This is a genomic window from Cyanobium sp. ULC065 (assembly GCF_977927515.1).
In genome coordinates this window covers 889,640-913,715 of record NZ_OZ376393.1, presented here as the reverse complement: position 1 = coordinate 913,715, position 24,076 = coordinate 889,640, and the positions used below count along the sequence as shown (strand labels likewise).

The 24,076-nt window shown below is 66.4% G+C and carries 21 protein-coding genes, 2 tRNA genes, 2 rRNA genes and 1 pseudogene; 13 read left to right on the top strand and 13 right to left on the bottom strand.

Annotated elements, in window-relative coordinates:
- Position 1: 1 nt before the first annotated feature.
- From ACXMDP_RS04320 to der, 3 genes are read right to left on the bottom strand one after another with little or no spacing between them, the layout of a single operon-like run.
- On the bottom strand, positions 2-280 hold the full coding sequence (locus ACXMDP_RS04320; RefSeq protein ID WP_094510037.1) for a PipX family protein: 279 nt from the start codon (positions 278-280) through the stop codon (positions 2-4).
- Between the two features lie 22 nt (positions 281-302).
- Positions 303-1,235 (bottom strand): energy-coupling factor transporter transmembrane component T family protein, encoded by a 933-nt coding sequence (locus ACXMDP_RS04315; RefSeq protein WP_259729907.1) that lies wholly within the window; start codon positions 1,233-1,235, stop codon positions 303-305.
- Between the two features lie 26 nt (positions 1,236-1,261).
- Positions 1,262-2,632, bottom strand: coding sequence for a ribosome biogenesis GTPase Der (der, locus tag ACXMDP_RS04310; RefSeq protein ID WP_259729906.1), 1,371 nt, complete (start codon positions 2,630-2,632; stop codon positions 1,262-1,264).
- A gap of 211 nt (positions 2,633-2,843) precedes the next feature.
- Here der and ACXMDP_RS04305 point away from each other — a divergent pair, with 211 nt between their 5' ends.
- Entirely contained in the window at positions 2,844-4,460 is a 1,617-nt protein-coding gene (locus ACXMDP_RS04305) for a gamma-glutamyltransferase family protein (RefSeq protein WP_259729905.1), read from the top strand.
- A 38-nt stretch (positions 4,461-4,498) separates the two neighbouring features.
- Here the strand turns inward: ACXMDP_RS04305 and ACXMDP_RS04300 are convergent, their stop codons facing one another.
- Positions 4,499-5,047 carry a DUF1823 family protein gene (locus ACXMDP_RS04300; RefSeq protein ID WP_259729904.1) on the bottom strand — a complete coding sequence of 183 codons (549 nt, stop codon included), beginning with the start codon at positions 5,045-5,047 and terminating at the stop codon, positions 4,499-4,501.
- Between the two features lie 107 nt (positions 5,048-5,154).
- Between ACXMDP_RS04300 and dusB the strand changes: the two genes are divergently transcribed.
- Entirely contained in the window at positions 5,155-6,231 is a 1,077-nt protein-coding gene (gene dusB, locus ACXMDP_RS04295; protein WP_255099994.1) for a tRNA dihydrouridine synthase DusB, read from the top strand.
- Between the two features lie 86 nt (positions 6,232-6,317).
- Here the strand turns inward: dusB and ACXMDP_RS04290 are convergent.
- Both ACXMDP_RS04290 and ACXMDP_RS04285 read right to left on the bottom strand, forming a co-directional pair.
- A pseudogene (locus ACXMDP_RS04290) lies at positions 6,318-6,887 on the bottom strand (DUF4079 domain-containing protein); the annotation flags it as partial.
- Positions 6,888-6,949: 62 nt separating this feature from the next.
- Positions 6,950-7,672 carry a precorrin-2 C(20)-methyltransferase gene (locus ACXMDP_RS04285; protein WP_259729975.1) on the bottom strand — a complete coding sequence of 241 codons (723 nt, stop codon included), beginning with the start codon at positions 7,670-7,672 and terminating at the stop codon, positions 6,950-6,952.
- A gap of 295 nt (positions 7,673-7,967) precedes the next feature.
- On the opposite strand from ACXMDP_RS04285, the gene ACXMDP_RS04280 reads away from it, so the two are divergent.
- The gene (locus tag ACXMDP_RS04280) at positions 7,968-8,555 is read left to right on the top strand and encodes a 1,2-dihydroxy-3-keto-5-methylthiopentene dioxygenase (protein ID WP_259729903.1); all 588 of its coding nucleotides are present in this window, start codon (positions 7,968-7,970) and stop codon (positions 8,553-8,555) included.
- A gap of 34 nt (positions 8,556-8,589) precedes the next feature.
- Here ACXMDP_RS04280 and miaE read toward each other — a convergent pair whose 3' ends face one another.
- On the bottom strand, positions 8,590-9,246 hold the full coding sequence (gene miaE, locus ACXMDP_RS04275) for a tRNA-(ms[2]io[6]A)-hydroxylase (protein WP_259729902.1): 657 nt from the start codon (positions 9,244-9,246) through the stop codon (positions 8,590-8,592).
- Positions 9,243-9,689 carry a type II 3-dehydroquinate dehydratase gene (gene aroQ, locus ACXMDP_RS04270; RefSeq protein ID WP_259729901.1) on the bottom strand — a complete coding sequence of 149 codons (447 nt, stop codon included), beginning with the start codon at positions 9,687-9,689 and terminating at the stop codon, positions 9,243-9,245. The genes miaE and aroQ overlap by 4 nt, the downstream gene beginning before the upstream one ends.
- 35 nt (positions 9,690-9,724) lie before the next feature.
- Between aroQ and ACXMDP_RS04265 the strand changes: the two genes are divergently transcribed.
- The 3 genes from ACXMDP_RS04265 (at position 9,725) to ACXMDP_RS04255 (ending at position 10,277) form a co-directional block, all read left to right on the top strand.
- Positions 9,725-9,806, top strand: a tRNA-Tyr gene (locus ACXMDP_RS04265).
- Positions 9,807-9,816: 10 nt separating this feature from the next.
- A tRNA-Thr gene (locus ACXMDP_RS04260) sits at positions 9,817-9,888 on the top strand.
- A gap of 128 nt (positions 9,889-10,016) precedes the next feature.
- A complete protein-coding gene (locus tag ACXMDP_RS04255; RefSeq protein WP_094510017.1) occupies positions 10,017-10,277 on the top strand; it encodes a hypothetical protein in 261 nt (86 codons plus the stop codon).
- Between the two features lie 433 nt (positions 10,278-10,710).
- On the opposite strand, the gene ACXMDP_RS04250 is transcribed toward ACXMDP_RS04255, so the two are convergent.
- On the bottom strand, positions 10,711-11,361 hold the full coding sequence (locus ACXMDP_RS04250; protein ID WP_259729900.1) for an alpha-ketoglutarate-dependent dioxygenase AlkB family protein: 651 nt from the start codon (positions 11,359-11,361) through the stop codon (positions 10,711-10,713).
- Between the two features lie 121 nt (positions 11,362-11,482).
- Here ACXMDP_RS04250 and ACXMDP_RS04245 point away from each other — a divergent pair, with 121 nt between their 5' ends.
- The 3 genes from ACXMDP_RS04245 (at position 11,483) to ACXMDP_RS04235 (ending at position 14,160) form a co-directional block, all read left to right on the top strand.
- Positions 11,483-12,898: an aldehyde dehydrogenase family protein gene (locus ACXMDP_RS04245; protein WP_399233241.1), complete on the top strand. Its 1,416-nt coding sequence runs from the start codon at positions 11,483-11,485 to the stop codon at positions 12,896-12,898.
- A 78-nt stretch (positions 12,899-12,976) separates the two neighbouring features.
- On the top strand, positions 12,977-14,005 hold the full coding sequence (locus ACXMDP_RS04240; protein ID WP_457767085.1) for a LysM peptidoglycan-binding domain-containing protein: 1,029 nt from the start codon (positions 12,977-12,979) through the stop codon (positions 14,003-14,005).
- Positions 13,987-14,160 carry a hypothetical protein gene (locus ACXMDP_RS04235; protein ID WP_457767084.1) on the top strand — a complete coding sequence of 58 codons (174 nt, stop codon included), beginning with the start codon at positions 13,987-13,989 and terminating at the stop codon, positions 14,158-14,160. The genes ACXMDP_RS04240 and ACXMDP_RS04235 overlap by 19 nt, the downstream gene beginning before the upstream one ends.
- A gap of 37 nt (positions 14,161-14,197) precedes the next feature.
- On the opposite strand, the gene ACXMDP_RS04230 is transcribed toward ACXMDP_RS04235, so the two are convergent.
- Entirely contained in the window at positions 14,198-15,706 is a 1,509-nt protein-coding gene (locus ACXMDP_RS04230; RefSeq protein WP_259729898.1) for a RecQ family ATP-dependent DNA helicase, read from the bottom strand.
- A gap of 67 nt (positions 15,707-15,773) precedes the next feature.
- Entirely contained in the window at positions 15,774-16,736 is a 963-nt protein-coding gene (locus ACXMDP_RS04225; protein WP_233132729.1) for a hypothetical protein, read from the bottom strand.
- 211 nt (positions 16,737-16,947) lie between these two features.
- Between ACXMDP_RS04225 and ACXMDP_RS04220 the strand changes: the two genes are divergently transcribed.
- The 4 genes from ACXMDP_RS04220 (at position 16,948) to mtnC (ending at position 20,268) form a co-directional block, all read left to right on the top strand.
- Positions 16,948-17,157 carry a photosystem I reaction center subunit IV gene (locus ACXMDP_RS04220; RefSeq protein ID WP_094510007.1) on the top strand — a complete coding sequence of 70 codons (210 nt, stop codon included), beginning with the start codon at positions 16,948-16,950 and terminating at the stop codon, positions 17,155-17,157.
- A 373-nt stretch (positions 17,158-17,530) separates the two neighbouring features.
- Positions 17,531-18,376: a DNA-formamidopyrimidine glycosylase gene (locus tag ACXMDP_RS04215; RefSeq protein WP_259729897.1), complete on the top strand. Its 846-nt coding sequence runs from the start codon at positions 17,531-17,533 to the stop codon at positions 18,374-18,376.
- A gap of 17 nt (positions 18,377-18,393) precedes the next feature.
- Positions 18,394-19,080 carry a methylthioribulose 1-phosphate dehydratase gene (gene mtnB / locus ACXMDP_RS04210; RefSeq protein WP_259729896.1) on the top strand — a complete coding sequence of 229 codons (687 nt, stop codon included), beginning with the start codon at positions 18,394-18,396 and terminating at the stop codon, positions 19,078-19,080.
- 453 nt (positions 19,081-19,533) lie between these two features.
- A complete protein-coding gene (gene mtnC, locus ACXMDP_RS04205; protein ID WP_259729895.1) occupies positions 19,534-20,268 on the top strand; it encodes an acireductone synthase in 735 nt (244 codons plus the stop codon).
- Between the two features lie 461 nt (positions 20,269-20,729).
- Here the strand turns inward: mtnC and rrf are convergent.
- Together rrf and ACXMDP_RS04195 are read right to left on the bottom strand one after the other, a co-directional pair.
- Positions 20,730-20,846: ribosomal RNA gene (gene rrf / locus ACXMDP_RS04200) — 5S ribosomal RNA — on the bottom strand.
- Between the two features lie 162 nt (positions 20,847-21,008).
- Positions 21,009-23,879 (bottom strand): 23S ribosomal RNA (locus ACXMDP_RS04195).
- Positions 23,880-24,076: the final 197 nt, after the last annotated feature.

Below are 24,076 nucleotides of genomic sequence, written 5' to 3'. Positions count from 1 at the left end.
CTCAGATGAAGGTCTGGTCGAACAGCTGGCGCCAGTGGCCGAGTTTTTCGCTGCGGTCACGCCGGGCCCGCGCCAGGTTCTGCTCGGCGTAGTGGCGGGCATCCATCAGCGGAATCACCTCGAAATGGGCGCCGCGCGGCTGCGCCGTGACCAGGAAGAACATCCGCTGGGCGTAAAGGGTGGCGAACAGATCGCGGCCCTCTCCGGCCGGTGCCACCCAGTAAAGGAGCCCGAAGGTGGGATGGTTGAGATATCGCTCGGTACTCGACTCAGCGCTCACTGATGGTTTGTTCGGCTACCAATCACAGCGCACCGTACTGCCACCGCAGCCCAAGCAGCAGGAGCAGCAGCAAGCAGGCCATGAGATTCAGACGTCGGGCCACGGGCACCCCCAGCCGCAGCTGCTGCGGCGGCACCCAGCGGCCGCCCCTGGCCACCAGCGCATCGGCCCCCTGCTCGGCGCGCAGCAACACGTTGGCCAGCAGCCGTTCCGCCACCGCCAGCCCCAGCCCCAGCACTCCCTTCCAGCCCAGTCGCCGCAGGTTGAGTGCCCGGGTGGCGATCGAGCGCAGAAGGTTCTGCAGTTCCTCCTGCACCAGGGGCAGGAAGCGCAACGCCAGCAGCAGGATGAAGCCGAGCCGCTCCACCGGCAGCCCCAGCCGGCCCAGGGGGGTGAGGCCCCAGCTGAGCGCCCATACCAGTTCTTCCGGCGGCGTGGTGAGCAGCAGCAGGTTGGCGCTGTGGATGAGGGTGAACAGCAGGGTGGCGCTGTTGAGGCCGAGTTCCGCCGAGCGGCGGTTGATCACCAGTGGGCCCAGCGGCAGCGGCCCCAGCTGCACGGGCCCCCAGCGCAGCACCTCCCAGGGCTCACCGCTGCGTTCGACCGGCGGTGCCCCCGGCGGCGCCGGCGCCAGGCGCAGCTCGGCCGGATCGCGCGAGAGCTGAGCAGTGCCCGCGCCACCGGCCGGCAGCAAGGCAGAGAGCAGCCCCACCAGCAGGCTGAGGGCGAGCAGGAGAGGCAGGTTGCGGCGCCACAGCCGCCACGGCAGCCCGCAGAGCGCCGTGATCAGCAGCAACGCCCCCACCAGCGCCAGCCGCCAGACGGGGCCGGACAGGATCGGTGTGATCAGGAACGCCAGGGTCCAGGCGAGCTTGAGGCGCGCATCGACGCGGCGCAGCCAGCCGCTGTCACCATCGACGTACTGGCCGATCGGGAGCTGCTTCAGCCAGTCCATTCAGTGCTGCAGGAAGTGGAGCCGCTTCACGGGGTGGCGGAACGAGCCTGCTGACGCGCCTGTTCCTTCTCGGCGTCGCGCTGCTGCTTGCCGCGCCAGAACAGCTTGATCGGCGAGCCATCGAAGCCCAGACCCTGCCGGATCTGCCGCTCCACGTAGCGGCGGTAGGTGTCGCCGAACAGCTTGGGATCGTTCACGAACAGGGTGAAACTCGGTGGCCGCACCGCCACCTGGGTGCCGTAATAGATCCGGCCCTGGCGGCCACCGCGGCTGGTGGGCGGCGAGCGCCAGCTCACGGCCTCCTGCAGCACTTCATTCACCACCGAGGTGGTGACGCGGCGCCGGTGCTGCTCGACCGCCAGCAGGGCCAGCGAGAAGATGCTCTCCACCCGCTGACCGTTGAGAGCGGAGGTGAACAGCATCGGTGCCCAGTCGAGGAAGTAGAGCTTGGCCCGCAGATCCTTTTCCATCGCGGTCATGGTGTGCGAATCCTTCTCGATCGCATCCCACTTGTTCACCACGATCACGCAGGCGCGGCCGTCTTCCTCGATGCGGCCCGCCACGCGCTGATCCTGTTCGGTCACCCCATCGAGTGCGTCGATCACCAGCACACAGACGTCGCTGCGCTCCACCGCCTTGAAGCTGCGGGTGATGCCGAAGTATTCGGGCCCGTAGCTGACACTGCGGCGGCGGCGGATGCCGGCGGTGTCGAGCAGTTTCCAGAGACGACCCTCCCGCTCGATCGTGGTGTCAATCGTGTCGCGGGTGGTGCCGCGGATCGGGCTGACGATCGCCCGGGGCTCACCGCAGATGGCATTGAGCAGGCTGGATTTGCCCACATTCGGCCGGCCGATGATCGCCAGCTGGATCGGCTCCTCCGTTTCCTCCGCGTCAGCGGGAGGCAGGAATTCGATCACCTTGTCGAGCAGATCGCCGGTGCCGGCACCATGGATGGCCGAGATCGGAAACGGCTCACCCAGGCCCAGGCCCCAGAAGTCGGCGGCCATCGCCAGGCCCTGATCGGGCGACTCGCACTTGTTCACCGCCAGCAGCACCGGCCGGTTCTGGCCGCGCAACCATTCGGCGATCGATTCATCTGCCGCCGTGACCCCCGCCTGGCCATCGACGATCACCACGGCCACCACCGCTTCGGCTAAAGCAAGGTTGGCCTGTTCGCGGATCTCCGGGAGAAACTCACTGTCGTCGTCGAACACCAGGCCGCCGGTGTCGACCACCTTGAAGGTCCGATCGCCCCAGAACCCTTCCTGGTAGGTGCGGTCACGCGTGACACCGGGCTCGTCGTGGACGATTGCCTCCCGGCTGCGGCACAGCCGGTTCACCAGAGTGGATTTGCCCACGTTGGGGCGCCCGATGACGGCGACGACTGGTAGCGCCAAAACGTAATATCCCGATCAACGATCTCTTTTCGACCTTACAGGCTGACTCAGCTGTGGCCGGCCTGGAGAAGTGTTGGCGGCGTCACCCCGCAACTCCGAGACCTGGAAGCAGGAACCTTGCACGTTCGAACCTTTCAACACCGTTGAGCCGCTGTGGCGGAGGCGCCACCCACACCAGACTGCGGCCTGACCGCCAGAGCCGCGCGCTGCCATGGCCAACCCTGCCTTTCTTCATCGCCGCTCGCCCGTGTTTGCCGGGCATGCCATGGTCACCTCCAGCTCGCCGCTGGTGACCCGCGTGGGCCTGCGGGTGCTGGAGCAGGGCGGCAACGCCGCCGATGCCGCGGTAGCCATGGCCGGGATGCTGGCGCTGGCCGAGCCGATGATGAGCGGCCTCGGCGGCGACACCATGGTGCTGGTGTGGTCGGCACAGGACCAGCGGGTGCTGGGTCTCAATGGCAGCGGCATGGCCCCGAGCGGCGCCAGCCTCGAGCGCATCGGAGCGCGCCCCTTGATGCCGGAGCACGGCGCGGCCTCGGTCACCATTCCCGGCGCCGTGGATGGCTGGTGCACCTTGCTGGAGCGGTTCGGCACCCAGTCGCTGCAGGAGCTGTGGGAACCGGTGATCGCTTATGCGCGCCAGGGCTACCCGGTGGGCGAATCGATCGCGGGGTTCTGGGCCGTTGGCGCCGCGATGCTGGGGCAGAGCGCCTCATCGGAGCTTCGCGAGGTGTTTCTTCCCCATGGCAGCCCCCCGCAGCCGGGCCAGCTGATGCGCCTGCCGCAACTGGCCGACTCCCTGGAGCGCGTGGCCCGGGAGGGCCGCCAGGGCTTCTACGAAGGGCCCGTGGCCGAGGCGATCGCCACCACGATCAGCGCGGGCGGTGTGCCCAGCACCACAGCCGACGTGGCCGCCCAGCAGCACCGCGCCGAATGGGTGGAGCCCCTGAGCGTGGGCTACCGCGGCCGGGAGGTGCTGGGCCTGCCACCCAATTCCCAGGGGGTGGTGGCTCTGCATGCGCTTGGCCTCCTCGATGGCCTGCCCCTCGCCGCGATGGACGAGGCGGAGCGGCTGCACCATGAGATCGAAGCGATCCGCCTCGGCTTTGAGCTGGCGATCGATGGGGTGGGGGAGCCCACCCCATCGATGCTCGAACTGGTGCGGCAGCAGCTCAGCCCGGACGGACTGGCCGCCGCCCGCCGCCGCATCACGGCCCAGGCCCGGCCGGCCACCCGGCCCCAGGGCGGCCATTCGGGCGACACCAGCTACGTGTGCGCCGTGGACAGCGAGGGCAACGCCGTGTCGTTGATGACCAGCATCAGCGGACTGTTCGGCTCCGGGCTGGTGGCGGGCGACACGGGCGTGCTGCTCAACAACCGGGCCGCCCAGTTCTCCAGCCAGCCGGGCCATCCCAATGCCCTGGCACCCGGCCACCGGCCGCGCCATTCGATCCTGCCGGCGATGGTGCTGCGCGAAGGGCTGCCTGAATTCGTGATGGGCGTGATCGGCGGCAACGCCCATCCCCAGGGGCTCACCCAGATCCTGGTGAACGCCCTCGATCTGGGCATGAATCCCCAGCAGGCCGTGGATGCCCCGCGCTTCAAGCTGATCATGCAGAGCGGTGCGGTCCACATCGATCCGCAGTTCAATCCAGACGTGGGCCACGAGCTGGTGGCCCGCGGCCATCAGCTCGGCGATTCCTATGGCTTCGTGGGTTTCAAGGGGGGTGCCCAGATGGTGCGCCTCCATCGCGACGACTCCGGCCACTGCACCAGCCTGGAGGCCGGCGTGGATCACCGGCTCGATGGGGTGGCGATGGGGATCTGAACGGGCGGGGCCTGCATGGCTCGGGGGCGGTCCGCCGGCTACTGCACCGGCAGATCTCCCGGGTGCCCCGCCACCGGATCGGCCGGCTGCGGCAGCAGCGGTGGCAGCGGCCCTGTGTCCGGCAGCGGTTCGCCCCGCTCGGCCAGGTGAGCCAGCAGCCAGTTCACCGCCGTGGCGCGGCGGGTGCGGCGGGGAAACAGCTCGCCGATGCGGTAGCCGGCGAAGCCCAGCTGGTGTTTGAGCAGTTGCTTGTGGGCGGCGGCAATCGAGCGGGTGAGCCGCACACTGGCCGGACGCTCCGCGATCAGCGGCGGCGCCTGCGGGTAGGCCAGGGCCCAGTCGTCCGGTGTGGCGGCGGTGGCGCGCCACGGCGCTGGCCCCTGTGCGGCGCTGGTGGTGACCTCTGCCCCGATGGTGGGCTGTGCCATGACGTCAGCCTCAAAAGCCAGCCCATCCACCAGCCCGTCAGCGGGTGCGTAGCCCAGCCGCTGCCAGACCAGTTCGCAGACGAAGCGGTCGCTGGTGCGGTCGTCGAGGATCAGCTGCAGCAACTGGAGACTGAGCGGATGGGGGGAGGGGGCAGTCATGGCGAGGCGGCGGGTCAGCAGGTCAGCGAGGCCGTCGTCGGGCGGGTCAACGAGGCAGTTGTTCGGCGGGTCAGGGCGGCCCTGGGCAGCGGGAAGATGAACCTCTGATGACCCTGCCACCGCTTCCACTTCAGCTTCAGGGCCGCGGCCAGCCGCGCCAGCTCCGCTGCCGGGTGTTCCAGTCGCCCCTGGCGGGGGTGAGCGACCAGATCTTTCGGGGCTTCGTGCGCCGTTGGGCTCCCGACGCCCTCCTCTATACGGAGATGGTGCACGCCACCTGCCTGGAGCGGGGCCACGGCAGTGAGAAGTTCGAGGCTCTGGCCGGCGAGAGCGGGCCGATCGCGGTGCAGCTGTTCGACCACCGTCCCCAGGCCCTGGCCGAGGCCGCCCGGCGGGCGGAGGCGGCGGGCGCCTTCCTGATCGACATCAACATGGGCTGCCCGGTGCGCAAGGTGGCGCGCAAAGGCGGCGGCAGCGGCCTGCTGCGCGAGCCCGCGCTGGCGGCGGAGATCGTGGCGGCGGTGGCGGCTGCGGTGCGCGTGCCGGTCACGGTGAAGACGCGGCTGGGCTGGTGCGGCAGCAGCGCCGATCCGGTGGCTTTCGCCCTCGGTCTGCAGGAAGCCGGTGCCGAGGCGCTCACCCTGCACGGCCGCACACGGGAGCAGGGCTTCTCCGGCAGCGCCGACTGGGCCGCCATCGCCCGGGTGAAGCAGGCCCTGCGCATTCCCGTGATCGCCAACGGCGACGTGACCTCCCCCGAAGAAGCCCTGCGCTGCCTGGCCATCACCGGCGCCGATGGGGTCATGGTGGGGCGAGCCACCCTGGGAGCCCCCTGGCTGGTGGGCCGCATCGACGCGGCCCTGAGCGGCCGGCCGGTGCCACCGGACCCCTCGCCGGCCGAGCGGCTGGCCCTGGCGGCCGAGCACCTGCAGGCGCTGGTGGCCTACCGAGGGGCGAAAGGCCTGCAGATCGCCCGCAAGCACATGGGCTGGACCTGCCAGGGCTTCGCCGGCGCCGCCCAACTGCGCCATCAGCTGATGCGCGCGCCCACCCCTGCGGAGGCCAGGGCACTGCTGGAAGCGGCAGCGGCTGACACCGTCGCTGTGTTGGCTGACGGGGCAGGAGCGTCAACACTTGACTGGGCCGGTGCTGGGCAGGTGCGCAGCTCGAAGTTGCAGGAATAGATCGCCGGTTTCTGCCAGCTGAGTGGGATTTCCAGCAGGTCGCGGGTGCCGGTGATCGCCATCACGGCAAAGAGCACGGAGGCGAGCACGTTGGCGGTGATGTGCAGGCGACGCATCCGCAGGGAGCGGAAGATCTCCGCCTTGGAGGCCAGCGAGAACAGCATCAGGCCCGTGAGCAGCACGCCGGCCCAGTAGTGGGAGCTCCAGAAGGCAGGGCTGAGCGGGTTGTCGCTGAGGCGCCAGATCTCCGGCTGGCTGCCGAGGCCCAGCAGGCCCACCCAGGTGAGCAGGGCGAAGCTGGCCCGCAGCGGCGCTTTCTTCGCCCGCCAGAGCCCCAGCAGACTCGCGAAGGTGCCGGCACTCACCAGCAGCAGCAGCGCCAGACGTCCGGCCCCGCCAGTGAAGGGGGGTTCCGGCACCACGAACTTGCTGATGAAGGAATAGAGGAGGGCGATCAGCACCGCCACCACGATGCCGGCGGTGAGCCAGCGGCCATGGTCGGCGTGCTCCACCCCCACGGTGGGCGGCTGTGGGTGGATCTTGAGCCGGCGCTCACGGGCCAGCAGGCCGAGGCGGATCGTGGCACCCACCACGGGATACACAAACAGGATGACCAGCACCGGATGCAGCAGCGAGAACCAGTCGATCGGGGTCATGGAGCAGGTGGTGGGGGGTGGGGAAGCCAGCCAAAGGCTGTCACAGCCGAGGGGCGCCGGCGCTAGGGAAGTACCGACGGCCAGCCGGATCGGATCAGCAGAAGCGAAAAGTAGGGCCGCTGCTCGGAGGGCACCGCATCGGCCGGCACCACCAGCTGATCGGGCCAGCCCACCCGCTGGGCGAACAGGGCGTCCCCAAGGAGCCCGCGCCGTTCCAGCAGGGGCCGCACCCAGCTCCAGCGGTGGCCCAGCTTGAGCAGGGCCAGGCCGGTGCGCGCCTGCGGGGGCTCCAGGGCGATGGCGTCGAGCAGGGTATCGAGCACCCCGGGCGCATCGGGCGTGGGGCGCACCAGCAGCCCCTGCCCCTGCAGGGCCAGAGGCCAGTGGCCTGCGGCCGCCGCCGCTGCCACGGCGGGGATGCCGGGGATGAGCCGCACTGGGCAGGCGGGGTGGGCATCGCGCAGAGCCAGCAGCACGTACGAGGCGCTGGCATAGAGCGACACATCCCCCTCGCAGAGCAGCACCACCCGGCGGCCAGCGGCCACCGCGGCCGCCAGCGCCTCAGCCGCAGCCCGCCAGGCCTGACGGCGCGGCTCAGGCTCCGCCACCATCGGAAACACCAGCGGCAAGGTGGCCTGCTCCGGATTCAGCCACGGCGCCGCGATCGCCGCGGCCATTCCCTCCCCACCCGCCTGGGCCACCGGGTAGGCCACCAGGTCGGCAGCGGCGATTGCCCGCACCGCCGCCACGGTAAGCAGATCCGGATCGCCCGGACCCACACCCACCAGCGTGAGCCCCGGCAAGGCAGCGGCGCCGGTGGGGTCGGGCAGGCCTTGAAGGCCTGGCAGGCCGGGAAAACCGGAAAAACCGGGGGAGCCTGGGGGCACCGAGGGGGCCTCGCTCATTGGGTGCTGCCACCACATCCGTGGGGTTCATCCCATCACGCCGTGGCGCCAGCGGCTCAGCCCATGGGCCACGCGCCAGTGGCGTGCTCAGGCCTTGCGGCGGCGCCGCAACACACCCGCACCTCCGGCCCGCAGGGCTTCCATAGGCTGGAGCCATCGCCCGTGCCGCACCCCGATGACTCTGCTTGCCATTCACCAACTGCCCAGCGATGGCAACGCCGCCCCTGACGCCACCCCCTGCCCGCCCACGTTGCGCACCAGCGACGGCGACCGGATCCGCCAGGAGCTGGAGGCCCGCGGCATCCGCTTCGAGCGCTGGCCGGCCCGGGCCTCCACTGGCGAGGCCACCACTGCCGACGCGCTGCTGGCGCTCTACGCCGAGGAGATCGCCCGACTGCAGAGCAGCGGCGCCTATCCCACGGTCGATGCGATCCGCCTCACGCCCGACCATCCGGATCGGGTGGCGCTGCGGCAGAAGTTCCTCTCGGAGCACACCCACAGCGAGGACGAGGTGCGCTTCTTCGTTGAAGGGCGCGGCCTGTTCTGCCTTCACCTCGGTGATGAGGTGCTGCAGGTGGTGTGTGAGCGCAACGACCTGATCTCTGTTCCGGCGGGCACGCCCCACTGGTTTGACATGGGGCCCGAGCCCCACTTCGCCGCCCTGCGCTTCTTCGACAACCCGGAGGGGTGGGTGGCCACCTTCACCGGTGAGGCCATCGCCGAACGGTTCCCCCTGCTCGACGAACTGCTGGCCGCGGTCTGAGGCGAGGCGAGCCGGAAGCGGCAGCCCAGCAGGCTCAGGCCACGCCCACCGAGTGCATCCGAACCAGCCCTGGATCGGCCAACACTCCTGTGAGGGCCTGAACCTCCGCCAGCGCCAGCTGCTCCAGCCGCTCCACTGTGGCTTCGCGGCTGAAGCGCGCTTCGGCCAGTACCCAGTAGACCCCGAAGTGGCGCGCCTCGCTGGCCAGCAGGTCGCCGTAGAGGGCCGCCAGCTCCGGATCAGGGCTGTGGGCAGCCAGCAGAGCCATGCGTTCGTGGCTGCGGGCCTCGATCAGGCCGGCCACCAGGAAGCTGTCGAGCATGCGCTGCGGCTCGCCCCGCCGCACCTGGCCGGCCAGGGCGGCGCCGTAGGGCGGGGCTGCCAGGGCGCGCAGGGCATGGCCTCGCCGCTCCAGCAGGGCCTGCACGCGCTCGAAGTGTTCGAGCTCCTCACGGGCCAGGGGGCTGAGCACCGCGGCCAGCTCCCCGTCGGAGGGGTAGCGGAACATCAGCTGCAGCGCCACGCCCGCCGCCTTGCGTTCGCAGTGGGCATGGTCGATCAACAGCAGCTCGGGGTGGGCCAGGGCCTGCTCCAACCAGGCGTCGCTGCTGGGCGCCGTCAGCCATTTCACCCGGGCAGGTGCGGCCACGGACACGCCGGCCGCCAGCGGCAGGGAAGCGGTGGTGCTCATGCCGGCTCCTGGGCGCGCAGGTGGGCCACCAGGCCGTCGAGGCCGAGGCTGTAGCTGGCGGGCCCGAAGCCACAGACCACGCCCACCGCCCGGTCGGCCAGGGTGGAGTGGTGCCGGAACGGCTCGCGGGCGTGGACGTTGCTGAGGTGCACCTCCACGAAGGGCAACGCCACCCCCAGCAGCGCGTCACGGATGGCGATCGACGTGTGGGTGTAGGCACCGGCGTTAATGACGATGCCGTCGCAGACGCCGGCTGCCTCGTGGATGCGGTCCACGAGGGCACCCTCGTGGTTGCTCTGAAAACAGGCCAGGTCCACCCCCTGCGCCGCTGCCTGGGCCGTCAGCGCCGCGTTGATGGCTTCCAGGGTGCTGACCCCGTAAAGCCCAGGCTCACGGCGCCCCAGCAGGTTGAGGTTGGGGCCGTGAAGCACGAGCAGCTGCATGGGGAAGGTCGACTGGTAAGTTTCTCGGGTGGAGCGGGTCGGTGCCCGAGTGGTTAATGGGGGCGGACTGTAAATCCGCTGGCTCTGCCTACGTTGGTTCAAATCCAACCCGGCCCACCTTCCACATGCCCTTGTAGCTCAGCGGTAGAGCACTCCCTTGGTAAGGGAGAGGTCACGAGTTCAAGTCTCGTCAAGGGCTTCCTCCCAACCCTTTCCGGCCATTCACTTGGACCTTCGGGCTGCAGATCCCCTTGGCAAGGTGTGGCCAGGCGGTCCCCATCGCCGGGAGCGCCCGGGCGGCAAACTCTCAACGGCTGCCACCCCGCCATGGGCGCGATCCTGCTCACCGTTCTCACCGCGCTGCTGGGCTTTGGCCTGGGCAAGGGCGTGCCTCGGCTGGTTCAGCGCTCGGGCAGCCTGGCTCGCCGTTCGCGGCTGAGCCAGCTGGCCTTCGGCAGCCTGCTGCTGCTGCCCTGGCTGGTGGGGATCGCCCTGCTGCTGCTGTTGCCCTTGCGCCCTGCACTGCTGCTACCTGCGATCGGCTACGGCGTGGGCATGTGGCAGGGGCGGCGCAAGCTGGGGCTGTAGCCGTCGGCGCGGCTGACCGCCTCGGCCGAAGACGCGGATCCCCCAACTGCAGCACGCTGTGTTCAGCCATAACCGATTGCGCAACACCGGCCCACCGCACCCTGCGTCTCTGCACGCGTTGAGTACACCCCGGAACAGCATCAGGCCACTGCCCCAACATGATGGCGACGCTTGCACTGCAACCGCAGAGGAGCAGGAGGATCGTCCCAGTGGGGGCGACGGGCGGAGTTGGGGCCGGATCGCTTGGGGAGGATGGCCCGCTGCTGGCGTTGCCAGGTATCCGTGGTGGTTCCTGCCTGCTTGTCACAGAGGGCAACCATCGATCCGCAATGGCGTTGATTGAAATGCTGTCGAATGCCTAGGCGCACTCACTCACGAAGTCCCTGCCAAAGACTCAGCTCAACACCCTTGCAACCACACCCCCCGATCGAGATCACCGCTGTGCAATCGCTCCCCTTCGAATCACGCGGAAGGTGAGATTGATGCGGTCACGTGCGACCCGCCGTCGCTGGGGCACCTGATGCAACCAGTGCTGTTGCGTGGGTGGATCCATCACCAGCAGATCGCCTTCGCCCAGTTCAAAGCTCAGCGGTGACTCTGCATCTGCGGAAGGTTGCCGGGGCTTGAGCCGAAAACTGCGCGCCGCCCCGAGGCTGAGGGAGGCAATCGGTTGATCGGGATCAAGTTCGGGCTCGTCGTCCGCATGCCAATCCAGCTTGTCGTTGCCGTCGCGGTAGTGATTGAGCAGCAGGGAGTTGAAGCGGCAACCGGCGGCGGCCTCCACCTGCCGGCGCAGCTGCCGCAGCGAGGCGGTCCAGGGCTCGATCGCCTGGTGAACACCGCTGTAGGCGTAGTGGCAACCGGGATCGCCCATCCAGCAGGTGAGCCGCGGAATCGGATGGGTGCGGCCGAACAGGGTGATGTGCTCCTGGCGCCAGGGCACGTCGGTCCGCAGCTGAACCAGCCAGGACGCCGCATCCGCCAGCCACAAGGGCCAGTAGCGCAACGCCAGTCCCTCCCGCGTCACCGTCTGAGGGGTGCCGGCCGGCGGCGTTGACTGCAGGAGATCGAGTTGCTGTTCCATCCTTCTCGCCCTCACCATCGCGCTGGAGGTGTGGCCGCCAGCCGCTCCCACACCCGCTCCAGCCGGCCCCGTGGCCGGGTAGCAGCCGCCATGCTGGAGCTACTCTCGCTCGCCCGCTCCCATGACCGCCTCCACCGCCATGCCCATGGCGGACATGCCCGCCGTGGCCATGCCCGCCGTGGACAGCCTGCGTGAGCCGGTCAGCCAGGGGCTCACCCGCCCGCTGGCCTGGCGTCGCGAGCAGCTCGCGCGGCTCACGGCACTGCTCGATGGTGCGGAGGAGGCGATCCTTGCGGCGCTCGCCGCCGACCTGGGCAAGCCTCCGGTGGAGGCCTATTTCGAAGTGGTGGCCGTCCGTCAGGAGCTGCGCCTCTGCCAGCGCCAGCTGCGGCGCTGGATGGCGCCCCGGCCAGTGCCGGTGCCGCTCAGCCAGAGGCCGGGCCAGGCCCGGCTGATGCCTGAGCCGCTCGGCTGCGTGCTGATCATCGGCCCCTGGAATTACCCCTTCTCGCTCACCCTCCAGCCGCTGGTGAGTGCTCTGGCAGCGGGCAACAGCGCCGTGCTGAAGCCGTCGGAGCAGGCCCCGCACACCTCGGCCCTGATCGCCCAGCTGGTGGCGCGCCACCTGGAGCCCGATGTGGTGCAGGTGGTGGAAGGAGACGGAGCTGTGGCCAGCGCGCTGCTCCAGCTGCGCTTCGATCACATTTTCTTCACTGGCGGCGGCCGGGTGGGCCGGCTGGTGATGGAGGCGGCCGCGCGTCACCTCACCCCGGTCACCCTGGAGCTGGGCGGCAAGAGCCCGGCCATCGTGCTGGCCGACGCCGACCTCGACACCACTGCCCGTCGCCTGATCTGGGGCAAGGGGCTCAACGCCGGTCAGACCTGCATCGCCCCCGACCATCTGCTGGTGGAAGACTCAGTGCGGCCGGCGCTGGTGGAGCGGCTGACGCGGGAGATCACGCGCTGCTACGGCGACGACCCGCTGGCGTCGCCGGATCTGGCCCGCATCGTCAACCGCCCGCAGTTCGAGCGGCTGTGCGGCCTGCTGGAGGGCGCCAGGCAGCGGGGGCAGCTGCTGGCCGGCGGCCAGATCGATCCGGAGCGCCTGCGCATCGCCCCCACTCTGCTGGCGGTCGATGCGGCCGACGATCCGCTGATGCAGGAGGAGCTGTTCGGTCCCCTGCTGCCGGTGCTGCCTGTGGCTTCGCTGGATGAGGCAATCACCCGGGTGCGGCGTGGAGCCAAGCCGCTGGCGCTCTATCTGTTCAGCAGCAGTGCCGCCGCCCAGGAGCAGGTGCTGGCAGGCACCAGTTCGGGGGGCGTCTGCTTCAACGACGTGGTGATGCAGGTGGGGGTGCCCGAGCTTCCATTCGGTGGCGTCGGCCCCAGCGGCATGGGCCGCTACCACGGCCAGTCGGGCTTCGACACCTTCTCGCACCTGCGCAGCGTGCTGCGGCGCCCGTTCCGCTTCGATGTGCCGCTGCGCTATCCCCCCTACGGCGACCGTCTCGGCCTGATCAAGCGGCTGATGGGCTGAACCGGACCAACGATTTGGCGCCGGGGGACTGGCGCGCCAGAGGGTTCTCCTTAAGGTTCATCCAGCTGACCGTTGCCCATGCGCCGCGCCATCGTCGCCCTGGCCCTCGCCCTGCTGCTCCCGTTGCCGGGACTGGCCGCCCAGCACGTGGTGAAGCCCGGGGAGACGCTCTCGGAGATCGCCGAGCGCTATGGCGTGTCCCTCAACCGCCTGATGCAGCTGAACGGCATCAAGGATCCGGATCTGGTCACGGCCGGCACCCGCCTCACCGTGCCCGGTGGAGCCAGTTCCGGCGCCGGCTCTTCCGCTGGCGGGCGCGGCAGCTACACCGTGAAGCCGGGCGAAACCCTCTCCGAGATCGCCGACCGGCTGGGCACCACGGTGCAGCGCCTGATCGAGCTCAACGGCATCCGCGACCCGGACATGGTGGCCGAGGGCACCCGCCTGGTGGTGCCCGGCGCCCCCGCCGCCGCCCGTCCCGCAGCGGTGAACAGGAACGCCCGCGAACACACCGTCCAACCAGGTGAAACCCTCTCCGGCATCGCCGATCGCTACGGGGTGCCGATGTCGCGGCTGATGGCGCTCAACAAGCTCAGCCAGCCCGACGAGATCCAGGCCGGCAGCCGCCTGGTGCTGCGCGCCAGCACACCCGCACCCGCCCGCGCCGCCGCCAAGCCCGCGCCGGCCAAGCCCGCAGCTGCCAAACCCGCACCTGCGCGCCCGGCACCAGCAGCGCCACAACCCAAACCGGCACCAGTGGCCGCCAGGCCGGCGCCGACAGCGACAGCCCAACCCAAACCGGCACCCTGCAGCCCAGCCGGCGCCCGTGCGCCCCGCACCTGCTGCCACGGCTACAGCAGTCCAGCCCAGGCCGGCAGCGGCAGCCGCCACCCAACCCGCGCCCGCTGCCACCCGCCCGGCCCCAGCAGCAGCAGCCCCCAACCCAGGCCAGCGGCTGCGGCAGCACCCGCCCCCGTCCCAAACCGGCGGCCACTGCGGCCAGATCGGCCGGCCCCAAACCGCCGGAATGGCGCACCTACGGCCCGCTTCAGGTTGACTTCGCCAACTGGCAGCCTTTGGGCGGCAGCATGGTGGCCCCGGCCCTGAACAGCGCCGGCCAATCGATTTTCCTGGCGGTCAACTGCACGGCCGGCAAGCTGAATGCCACCGGCGAAGCCGGCGCCTGGAAGAGCTGGGATGCCCCGCAGAGCGAGTTTGAACAGCAATTGGTGAGAGACCTCTGCAGGGTCGGCGGCGGCTGAGCCCCGTCCAGCCCACGCGTGCCGGCCCGCCTGCCGCTCATGCCGCCCAGCGCAACGGCCATGGCTCCTGCAGATAGCGGCGTCCGGCCTCCCGGATCCAGAGCCGCTGGCTGCCGTCGTCGCTTTCGCTGATCAGCTCCTCCTGCACCAGCCGGCGCGCCAGCCAACCCCAGCGCTCTCCCTCCGCAGCGGCGGTGTCCTCGGCACCGGAATGATCGGCCAGGTCATCGGCCAGCCGGGGGAGATCCAGGCCCCGGCGCTCCTGCAGCAGGGTCAGCACCTGCGCCGCGTGCGCCGACCAGTCGATCGACACCCCACGGCTGTGGCAACGGTCGCAGCGACCACAGGGGGGCACCAGCTCGCCCACGGCCTCCAGCAAGGCCTGCTCGCGGCAGCCCGTCCCCTCCGCCACCGCCTCCATGCGCCGCAGCTGCTGCTGGGCCAGTTCCAGCCGCAACTTCTCCTGCTCCTGCTGCTCCGGCGCCAGCTGCCGGCCGGAGGCGCGCATCGCCCAGCCCAGCGAGCGCCGGTCCATCGGATCAAAGAGCACCAGGCAGCGGGCGGGCTGGCCATCACGCCCCGCCCGCCCCGACTCCTGCAGGTACCCCTCCGCGCTGGCAGGCAGATCCAGATGCAGCACCAGGCCCACATCCGGGCGGTCCACACCCATGCCGAAGGCCACCGTGGCCACCAGCACCGGCCGTGGATGGTGCTGGAAGTGTTCGAGCGCCAGCAGGCGACTCTCAGGGTCCATGCCGGCGTGATATGCGATCGCCTCCACCCCGGCAGCCGAAAGCCGCGCCGCCCAGTGCTCCACCGACCGCCGTGTGCGGGCATAGATCAGCACGGCTCCAGACGCCGCCGCCACCGTGTCGAGCACCAGCGGCAGCGGATCCGGCGGGCGCCGCTGCATGGCGTACACGAGGTTCGAGCGCCGGGCGGAGCGCACCTGCACAAGGGGGCGCCGCAGCTGCAGCAGCCGGATGATGTCGGCGCGGACCCGCGGCGCGGCCGTGGCGCTCAGCGCCACCAGGGGCACACCGGGACAGAGGCTGCGCAGCTGCCCGAGGCGGCGGTAATCCGGGCGGAAATCATGGCCCCAGGCGCTGATGCAGTGGGCCTCGTCCACCGCCAGCGCCACCAGCCGGCCCTGCTCCAGCACGTCCTCCAGTAGGGCGCGGGTGGCTTCCGCCTGCAGCCGCTCCGGTGCCAAGTAGAGCAGGCGCAGGCGATTGTCGGCGAGGCGATGCAGAAGCTGCCGCCGCGACCCGGCATCGAGCCCCTGGTGCAGGCAGGCGGCCGGGATGCCGCGGCGCTGCAGCTGCGCCACCTGGTCCTGCATCAGGGCCACCAGCGGCGACACCACCAGCACCAGGCCCTGCCGCACCAGGGCGGGCAGCTGAAAACAGAGCGACTTCCCGCCACCGGTGGGCAGCACCGCCAGACAGTCGCGCCCCGCCAGGAGGGCCTCCACCACCGGGCGCTGACCGGGCCGGAAGCGCGACCAGCCGAAATGACGCTCCAGGGAATCCTCGAGCGCTTCCATCGCCAAACCGACCACAGCCCTGGTGCGGCCCGACCTTAGCGGCCCCAGATCTGGTGGCCAGGCAGGCTCATGGCAAGGGCGGTGCGTCCAGCTGGTCGGGGCTCTCCTCCACCAGCTGCAGCCGCACCCGTTTGCCGCCGGCCAGCTCCCCCAACGACACCCGCAGGGTGCTTCCGCTCAGGCTCTGGAGAACGGTCAGCATGGCCCGCAGGTGGGGCGTGCTGCTGCCGCTCTCCACCCAGAGGCGCTCCTGCAATCCCCCCAGCCGTCGCCAGCTGGTGTGCAGCTTCAGCACGGCACTTTCGAGCTGTTGCGCCTGCCCCACCGCATCGGCCAGCAAACCAAGAGCGTCGAGCCGCTGAGCCTCCTGCAGGGCTTTCTCCAGTTGCAGCTCCCCTTGCTGAAAGGCGCGCACCGCAGCCCCGGCCTCGGCCGCCTTGCTCAGCCAGCGGGCCGTGCTGGTCACGTCCCTGACCCGGTCGAGCTCGGGTTCATCCCGCAGCGCCTGGCGCAGATCGTCCTGCTGGGCCTCGGGCAGCTTGGCCAGCTCCTTCACCAGTGGTGCAACGGCCCGCGGGGGCAGCAGGTTCTCCTGGGTGCGCTGGCGGATCTCCTCCGGCAGCAGCGGGCTCGTGGCCGCTGTGAATTCATCAGAGAGGCGCCGCACCTGCTTGCGGGTGATCTGCTGCCCCTCATTGGCCGCTTCACTGATCATCAGCTGCACCTCCGGGTCGGCCTGGGCCGTTTCGAGGAAGGCGCGCTTCGAGAAGTTGTTGACGCTGCTTTGCTCCAGCGGCCCATCACCCACCAGGCTTTCGGCAGACTCCGCCAGCTGGATCAGGCCATAGGCCCGGGTCTTGCTGATCTCTCGCTCCCTGAGCCATTGCAGGAAGCCGGTACCCCGGCCCTCACCGCCGCGAACCTCGCGGTCGCGCACAGCGCGCAGGATGCGTCCCCGCCAGATCTCCGTCTGCAGGTCGAAGCGGTCGCACACCCCCCATGCTTCCTCCAGCCGCGCCAGGAACTCCATCGTGCTGATGTCGTCGCGCTGGGGATCTGGGAGCTCGAGATCGAGGATGGGAGGCTCCAACAACAGCGGGGCGGCAGCAGCCGATCGTGCCACGCTCCGCCCGCCCCCATGGCGGCCCTGCTCCGGCGACGACGATTCATGACACGGGCACCTTTGGGCCCGCCGGCCTCGGGTATCTTCCGACTGGCAATCAACCTTCTCCAGCGCAGCGATGGCCATCTCCCGCGGCGACAAAGTGCGCATCAAGCGACCCGAGTCCTATTGGTTCAACGACGTCGGCACCGTGGCGTCGATCGACACCTCCGGCATCCGCTACCCCGTGGTGGTGCGCTTCGAGAAAGTGAACTACACCGGATTCAGCGGTTCGGAAGGCGGCATCAATACCAACAACTTCTCCGAAGCCGAGCTCGAGAAGGCCTGAAGCCCAATCCCGGGGGCACATCCAGCATCTGCAGGGCTGCCCCCACACACGGTCTGATCTACAGGCGATTGCTTCCCAGGCCAATCCAACACGTCGGGCCCCACTGCTGGGGCCGCCCCTATCCAGCAGCTGGCTTGAGTGGTCTATCCACCATTCTCCAGCTGCACAACAGCAGATCAGAGACGTCACTGCCATCTCGGGCTTGATTCTTCAGCTCGATCCATCAGTCCCCCTACAGCCTTGGGCTGTTCTGTGCGTGGGCGTTCCTCTGGCCGCCTACTCCCCCTCGACGCGGGCAACCCCAGAGGCAGCCCCGCACCTGTGGGCTCGGCAGGTCGGCATGGGAGCCTGAAGCAACGCGCCAGAAACCGTCTTGCCGGAGCTGCCTGAAGTCGAAACCGTGCGTCTCGGCCTCGAGCGACAGTTGGCGGGCTTCACGGTGGAGCGCGTCAGTGTGCTGAGAGCAAGGGCTGTGGCCCATCCCGCCGACCCCGAAGCGTTCTGTCGTGCCCTTGAAGGCACCCTGGTGGGTCTGTGGCAGCGCCGTGGCAAGTATCTGTTGGCCAGCCTCAGCCGCGATGGCGAGCCCGCCGGCCGGTGGGGTGTGCACCTGCGCATGACAGGCCAGTTTCAGTGGCTTGATCACGAGCGCGAACCATGCAGCCACACGCGCGTGCGGTTCCACGACTTCCAGGGTCACGAACTGCGCTTCGTGGACACGCGCAGCTTCGGCCAGATGTGGTGGATTCCTGCGGGCAGCGAGCCCAGCCAGGTGATGCACGGCCTCAGCCGGCTCGGTCCTGAACCGTTCAGTCCGGCGTTCAACGTCACCTATCTGCAGCAACGCTTGAAAGGGTCGCAGCGGCCGATCAAGAACGCGCTGCTGGATCAGGCGCTGGTGGCCGGCATCGGCAATATCTATGCCGATGAATCTCTGTTCACCGCGGGCATCGATCCGCACACCCCCAGTGGCAGGCTTGGAGTGGCGCAGCTCCGCCGGCTCCACCAGGCCGTGGTGCAGGTGCTGCAAACGAGCATCGGAGCGGGAGGCACCACCTTCAGCGATTTCAGAGATCTCAGCGGCACCAATGGCAACTACGGCGGCATGGCCTGGGTGTACCGACGCGGCGGCCAGCCCTGCCGGACGTGCGGAACACCAATCCAACGGGAGCGGCTGGGTGGGCGAGGAACCCACTGGTGCCCGTCCTGCCAGCATTGAAGTGCTGCGATCTGCCGATGCCTTTCGATCCACCCACAACCGCTGAGGCCCTGGCAAGCCTGATCCGGGACCTTCATCGCCGCGGCTGGTGTGATGGCACCGGTGGCAATTTCAGTAGCGTGCTGAACAGGGATCCTCTGCGCCTACTCATGGCCCCCAGCGGGATCCACAAAGGTTCTGTTCGTGGCGCCGACCTGGTGCAGGTGAACGAAGCAGGCGCTGTGGTGGAGGGCAACGGACGGGCCAGCGCAGAGACGCTCTTGCACCTGGAGATCGTGCAGACCTGTGGCGCGGGTGCGGTGCTCCACACCCATTCACCGGCGGCAACCCTGCTCTCGCGCCTGGCTCTCCAGAGCCAACAACCAAACGAAATTTGCCCTGCAGGGGTTGTATTTGAAGGACTCGAGATGATGAAGGGTCTTGAGGGCATCACCACCCATCACAGCCGTGTGGTGCTCCCAGTGGTACCGAACGACCAGGATCTGCGTCGGCTCAGTGACCTTGCCTCCCCTTTGCTCAACGACGCCCCCCATGGCCTGCTGGTCGGCGGCCATGGGCTCTATGCCTGGGGCAGCAATCTGTTCACAGCCCAACGGCACGTGGAAATTCTTGAGTTCCTGCTTGATCAGACGTGGCGAGATCTCCTGCTCAAGTCTCTGCAACCAGCAGCGGCGGAGCTACCAGTCCAGGCTCCTCAACCTTGAAATCCGCTGACAGCTACCCAATTCATGCAGGCGCTCAGAGCCTCATCTACACCCTCTTGTAATGGATGCCAGAGCCATCGATCCTGCTGCCGCGGCACCCGCTTTGAGTGGCTGTCGGCGTCCTCCCTAGAAGTAGTGGCTGTCGATGTCCTGCCTATAAGTGGCTGTCGTTCTCCTCCCCATAAGCGGCCTGGCCATGGCTCTCTCCGAGCCAGCGCGGCTGCCGCGAAGCTTGCTCTCTCGGCATCGCGGCCATGACACATTCGCCCCGCCGCTTCCGCCGCGGTGGCAGTGCATATTCCCCGACTCCAACATGAGGCCACTGGCAGAGGCGACTCACCGATCACGTTCATCCAGCAGACTCATGGATCAACAAGCCCCACACTCTCCCGCGACAGAGGCAAAATACCTCAATCCGAAACGTTAACCATGCCATCCCTCATCCCAGCCGGAGTGGCCATCAGCCACATTCTTCTCGACATCGAAGGCACCACCTGTCCCTTCGATTTCGTCAAAGACACGCTTTTCCCCTATGCCGCAGACCAGCTGGACAGCTTTCTTGGCAATGAAGCTAATAACCCCAAAGTCCAGCAGCTGCTGCAATCCATTGAGGAAGCATGGGAGGAGGAAAAAGATGACGAAGCTCGTCGTCTTCTCATTTCTGCACGCATGGAGGGCAAGGGTTCACCCGCCAAGCAGCTGCGGCCCTACCTGAAGTGGCTGATCCGCAATGACAAGAAACTAACTCCACTGAAGGATCTCCAAGGCCTCATCTGGGAACGCGGCTATCAAGACGGCCACCTCTGCGCCCCCTTGTTTGAAGACGTCCCGCCTGCACTTCGGCGGTGGAAACTCATGGGAATAGAACTGGGTGTATACTCCTCAGGGTCGGTGAAAGCCCAACAGTTGCTGTATTCACACAGCACTGCCGGCAATCTTCAGCCGCTCTTCTCGACTTGGTTTGATACCCGCATAGGCACCAAGCAGCAAGCTGACAGCTACGCCGCAATCGCCAACCAACTTGAAGCGAAGCCCGCCCACATGTTGTTCATCAGCGATGTCATCGAAGAACTCCACGCCGCCAACGCAGCAGGCATGCAGCCCCTCCTCAGCGACCGCCCTGGCAATCCGTCCCGTGAGGCCGGCGCCTATCCAGTCGTTCAGTCTTTCGCCGCCATCCTTGCCTAGCAGCGTCCGGACAGCCACCTAATCACGACCAGTAGCACAGCATTCCAGCCGTTCAGAGATGTGCTCTATCGGGCATCCTGACACCAAGGTCGACAAGGTGCTCATCGCTCCTTGATCCCCCGTGATTCCCCCTTGATTCACCCCAAGCGTCATCGCTGACCAATCATTTCATCCTTCCCGCAATTCATCAATCCAACAAACCAGCGATTCAGCAATTCACCCAACAAGCCATTCAGCCACCAACACCCCTTCAGTACAGCCTCCAACCATTGAGCACACTCCATCACAACCCACACCCCTTCAAACCGCTGCACCAATCCAGCAATCCATCATCCAGCCAACACGCAACCAACAAAAAAGCCACCCTTTCGGGTGGCTTTCAGTGTTTTGCTTCTCTCGATTCATCATCATCAGATGACAAGCTCGATCAACGCAAAACTTGGTAGGAATGAAAAGTTTTATCCTGGCATTGAGCTATTTTTGCAGGAAGCTACCCTCCAACTATCTTCGCCGCTACTGCGTTTCACAACCGAGTTCGAGATGGATCGGAGTGGGGCCACAGTGCCATGAACACCAGGAAATAGACTTTTCATCCTCAGGTGAACCCTGAGAACTGCATAAGCTAGTCATCCTATCGAAGTTATCTCATTGCTTACAAGCACAAGCCTGCTGCAATGAGTCATCTCAAAGTGACGTCTGGAAACAATGCATCCCTGGTCTCCTCAGCAAGGAGCCAAGTGTTGGTCAAGCCCTCGGTCTATTAGTACTCCTCCGCTTCACCTGTTACCAAGCTTCCACGTAGAGCCTATCAACGGGTGTTCTTCCCGTGACCTTACTGGCTTAAGCCATGAGAACACTCATCTTGAGGTGGGCTTCCCACTTAGATGCTTTCAGCGGTTATCCTCTCCGCACATGGCTACCCAGCGTTTACCGTTGGCACGATAACTGGTACACCAGAGGTGCGTTCCTCCCGGTCCTCTCGTACTAGGGAGAACTCCTCTCAATGTTCTTACGCATGCACCGGATATGGACCGAACTGTCTCACGACGTTCTGAACCCAGCTCGCGTACCGCTTTAATGGGCGAACAGCCAAACCCTTGGGACCGACTACAGCCCCAGGATGTGATGAGCCGACATCGAGGTGCCAAACACCGCCGTCGATATGAACTCTTGGGCGGTATCAGCCTGTTATCCCCGGAGTACCTTTTATCCGTTGAGCGATGGCCCTTCCATACAGAACCACCGGATCACTAAGACCTACTTTCGTACCTGCTTGATCCGTCGATCTTGCAGTCAAGCACGCTTATGCCTTTGCACACAGTGCGCGATGTCCGACCGCGCTGAGCGTACCTTCGTGCTCCTCCGTTACTCTTTGGGAGGAGACCGCCCCAGTCAAACTACCCACCATACATGGTCCCCGACCCGGATAACGGGTGGCTGTTAGAACCCTAGCTCTGAAAGAGTGGTATCTCACCGTTGACTCCGCATGACCCGCAAGCCATGCATCAATGTCTCCCACCTATCCTGCGCATTCAGAGCCCGGGCACAATACCAAGCTACAGTAAAGCTTCATAGGGTCTTTCTGTCCGGGTGCACGTAGTCCGCATCTTCACAGACAATTCTATTTCGCCGAGCCTCTCTCCGAGACAGCGCCCAGATCGTTACGCCTTTCGTGCGGGTCGGAACTTACCCGACAAGGAATTTCGCTACCTTAGGACCGTTATAGTTACGGCCGCCGTTCACCGGGGCTTCAGTCGCCAGCTTCGCTTTCGCTGACCAGCTTCCTTAACCTTCCGGCACTGGGCAGGCGTCAGCCCCCATACATCGTCTTGCGACTTAGCGGAGACCTGTGTTTTTGGTAAACAGTCGCCTGGGCCTCTTCACTGCGACCACCTTGCGGTGGCACCCCTTCTCCCGAAGTTACGGGGCCATTTTGCCGAGTTCCTTAGAGAGAGTTACCTCGCGCCCCTCGGTATTCTCTACCACCCCACCTGTGTCGGTTTCGGGTACAGGCCGTCATGCCTTAACGGGTATAGGGCTTTTCTTGGAAGCTTGACATCACCCACTTCGCTGCCGTAGCAGCTCGTACTCACGCCTCAGCTCGGGATGTTTTCACCACCCCTCAACGCCTCGAACGCTTGAACCAGTAACCAACATCTGGCTGGGCTAGCCTTCTCCGTCCCCTTCCCAAAACATGACAGGTACAGGAATGTTGACCTGTTGTCCATCGACTACGCCTTTCGGCCTCGCCTTAGGTCCTGACTAACCCTCCGCGGACGAGCCTGCCGGAGGAACCCTTAGGGTTTCGGGGCATGGGATTCTCACCCATGTTTTCGCTACTCAAGCCGACATTCTCACTTCCATGCAGTCCACGCCCGCTTACGCTAACGCTTCACCCCACATGGAACGCTCCCCTACCATTTAACAAGTTAAATCCGCAGCTTCGGTACAATGCTTAGCCCCGTTCATTTTCGGCGCAGGATCGCTCGACCAGTGAGCTATTACGCACTCCTTTGAGGATGGCTGCTTCTGGGCAACCTCCTGGTTGTCTGGGCAATCCCACCTCCTTTATCACTCAGCATTGATTTGGGGACCTTAGCTGGCGGTCTGGGCTGTTTCCCTTTCGACCATGGAGCTTATCCCCCACAGTCTGACTGCCTAGTTTCACACAGGGTATTCAGAGTTCGTCTCGATTTGGTACCGCTCTCGCAGCCCGCACCGAAACGGTGGCTTTACCCCCTGCTATAGCACTAGACGCTACGCCTCAACGTATTTCGGGAGAACCAGCTAGCTCCGGGTTCGATTGGCATTTCACCCCTAACCACAGCTCATCCGCTGATTTTTCAACATCAGTCGGTTCGGACCTCCACTTGGTATCACCCAAGCTTCATCCTGGCCATGGTTAGATCACCCGGGTTCGGGTCTATAAACACTGACGATCGCCCTATTCAGACTCGCTTTCGCTATGGCTCCACCATTCCCGGTTTAACCTGCCAGTGCCTATAAGTCGCCGGCTCATTCTTCAACAGGCACGCGGTCACCCGATCAGTCGGGCTCCCACTGCTTGTAAGCTCACGGTTTCATGTTCTATTTCACTCCCCTCCCGGGGTTCTTTTCACCTTTCCCTCGCGGTACTGTTGCGCTATCGGTCACACAGGAGTACTTAGCCTTACGAGGTGGTCCTCGCAGATTCACACGGAATTCCACGTGCTCCGTGCTACTCGGGATACAGCTAGGCCAGTTTCGCTTTCGTGTACGGGGCTTTCACCCTCTATGGCGCGCCATTCAAACGCTTCCACTAACGTCCCTGGTCCACATTGCTGTCCCACAACCCCGATGGTCGAGACCATCGGTTTAGGCTCTTCCCCGTTCGCTCGCCGCTACTTAGGGAGTCGTTTTTACTTTCCTTTCCTCCAGCTACTAAGATGTTTCAGTTCGCTGGGTTGGCTCGAGCCGCCCTATGTATTCAGGCGGCCGTTCTAGGGGTTGCCCCATTCGGAAATTCCCGGATCAAAGCGTGTTTCCAGCTCCCGAGACTTATCGCAGGTAACCACGTCCTTCATCGCCTCTGTGTGCCAAGGTATCCACCGTGAGCCCTTTGTAGCTTGACCAATGTATCCCAACATTGCATTGCTGCCTTGAATCGCAGATTCTCTCGGATTCACCTCTTCATGACAAAATAAAGACAACTTTCATTGCCTTTGCCTTTGTCATGAACGGTTTGAATGCCAAAATCAAACCCCTCTCATCTCGGCGATGATTGAGGAACAATGCTGGGTCTCGGCTCTTGCTCAAGAACTTCTCGATT

Excerpts from the sequence above, each read along its gene's own strand:
- ACXMDP_RS04315 (WP_259729907.1), bottom strand. The coding sequence starts at position 1,235 with ATGGACTGGCTGAAGCAGCTCCCGATCGGCCAGTACGTCGATGGTGAC.
- ACXMDP_RS04305 (WP_259729905.1), top strand. The coding sequence starts at position 2,844 with ATGGCCAACCCTGCCTTTCTTCATCGCCGCTCGCCCGTGTTTGCCGGG.
- ACXMDP_RS04300 (WP_259729904.1), bottom strand. The coding sequence starts at position 5,047 with ATGACTGCCCCCTCCCCCCATCCGCTCAGTCTCCAGTTGCTGCAGCTG.
- dusB (WP_255099994.1), top strand. The coding sequence starts at position 5,155 with ATGACCCTGCCACCGCTTCCACTTCAGCTTCAGGGCCGCGGCCAGCCG.
- ACXMDP_RS04280 (WP_259729903.1), top strand. The coding sequence starts at position 7,968 with ATGACTCTGCTTGCCATTCACCAACTGCCCAGCGATGGCAACGCCGCC.
- miaE (WP_259729902.1), bottom strand. The coding sequence starts at position 9,246 with ATGAGCACCACCGCTTCCCTGCCGCTGGCGGCCGGCGTGTCCGTGGCC.
- aroQ (WP_259729901.1), bottom strand. The coding sequence starts at position 9,689 with ATGCAGCTGCTCGTGCTTCACGGCCCCAACCTCAACCTGCTGGGGCGC.
- ACXMDP_RS04255 (WP_094510017.1), top strand. The coding sequence starts at position 10,017 with ATGGGCGCGATCCTGCTCACCGTTCTCACCGCGCTGCTGGGCTTTGGC.
- ACXMDP_RS04250 (WP_259729900.1), bottom strand. The coding sequence starts at position 11,361 with ATGGAACAGCAACTCGATCTCCTGCAGTCAACGCCGCCGGCCGGCACC.
- ACXMDP_RS04245 (WP_399233241.1), top strand. The coding sequence starts at position 11,483 with ATGACCGCCTCCACCGCCATGCCCATGGCGGACATGCCCGCCGTGGCC.
- ACXMDP_RS04240 (WP_457767085.1), top strand. The coding sequence starts at position 12,977 with ATGCGCCGCGCCATCGTCGCCCTGGCCCTCGCCCTGCTGCTCCCGTTG.
- ACXMDP_RS04235 (WP_457767084.1), top strand. The coding sequence starts at position 13,987 with ATGGTGGCCCCGGCCCTGAACAGCGCCGGCCAATCGATTTTCCTGGCG.
- ACXMDP_RS04230 (WP_259729898.1), bottom strand. The coding sequence starts at position 15,706 with ATGGAAGCGCTCGAGGATTCCCTGGAGCGTCATTTCGGCTGGTCGCGC.
- ACXMDP_RS04225 (WP_233132729.1), bottom strand. The coding sequence starts at position 16,736 with ATGGAGTTCCTGGCGCGGCTGGAGGAAGCATGGGGGGTGTGCGACCGC.
- ACXMDP_RS04220 (WP_094510007.1), top strand. The coding sequence starts at position 16,948 with ATGGCCATCTCCCGCGGCGACAAAGTGCGCATCAAGCGACCCGAGTCC.
- mtnB (WP_259729896.1), top strand. The coding sequence starts at position 18,394 with ATGCCTTTCGATCCACCCACAACCGCTGAGGCCCTGGCAAGCCTGATC.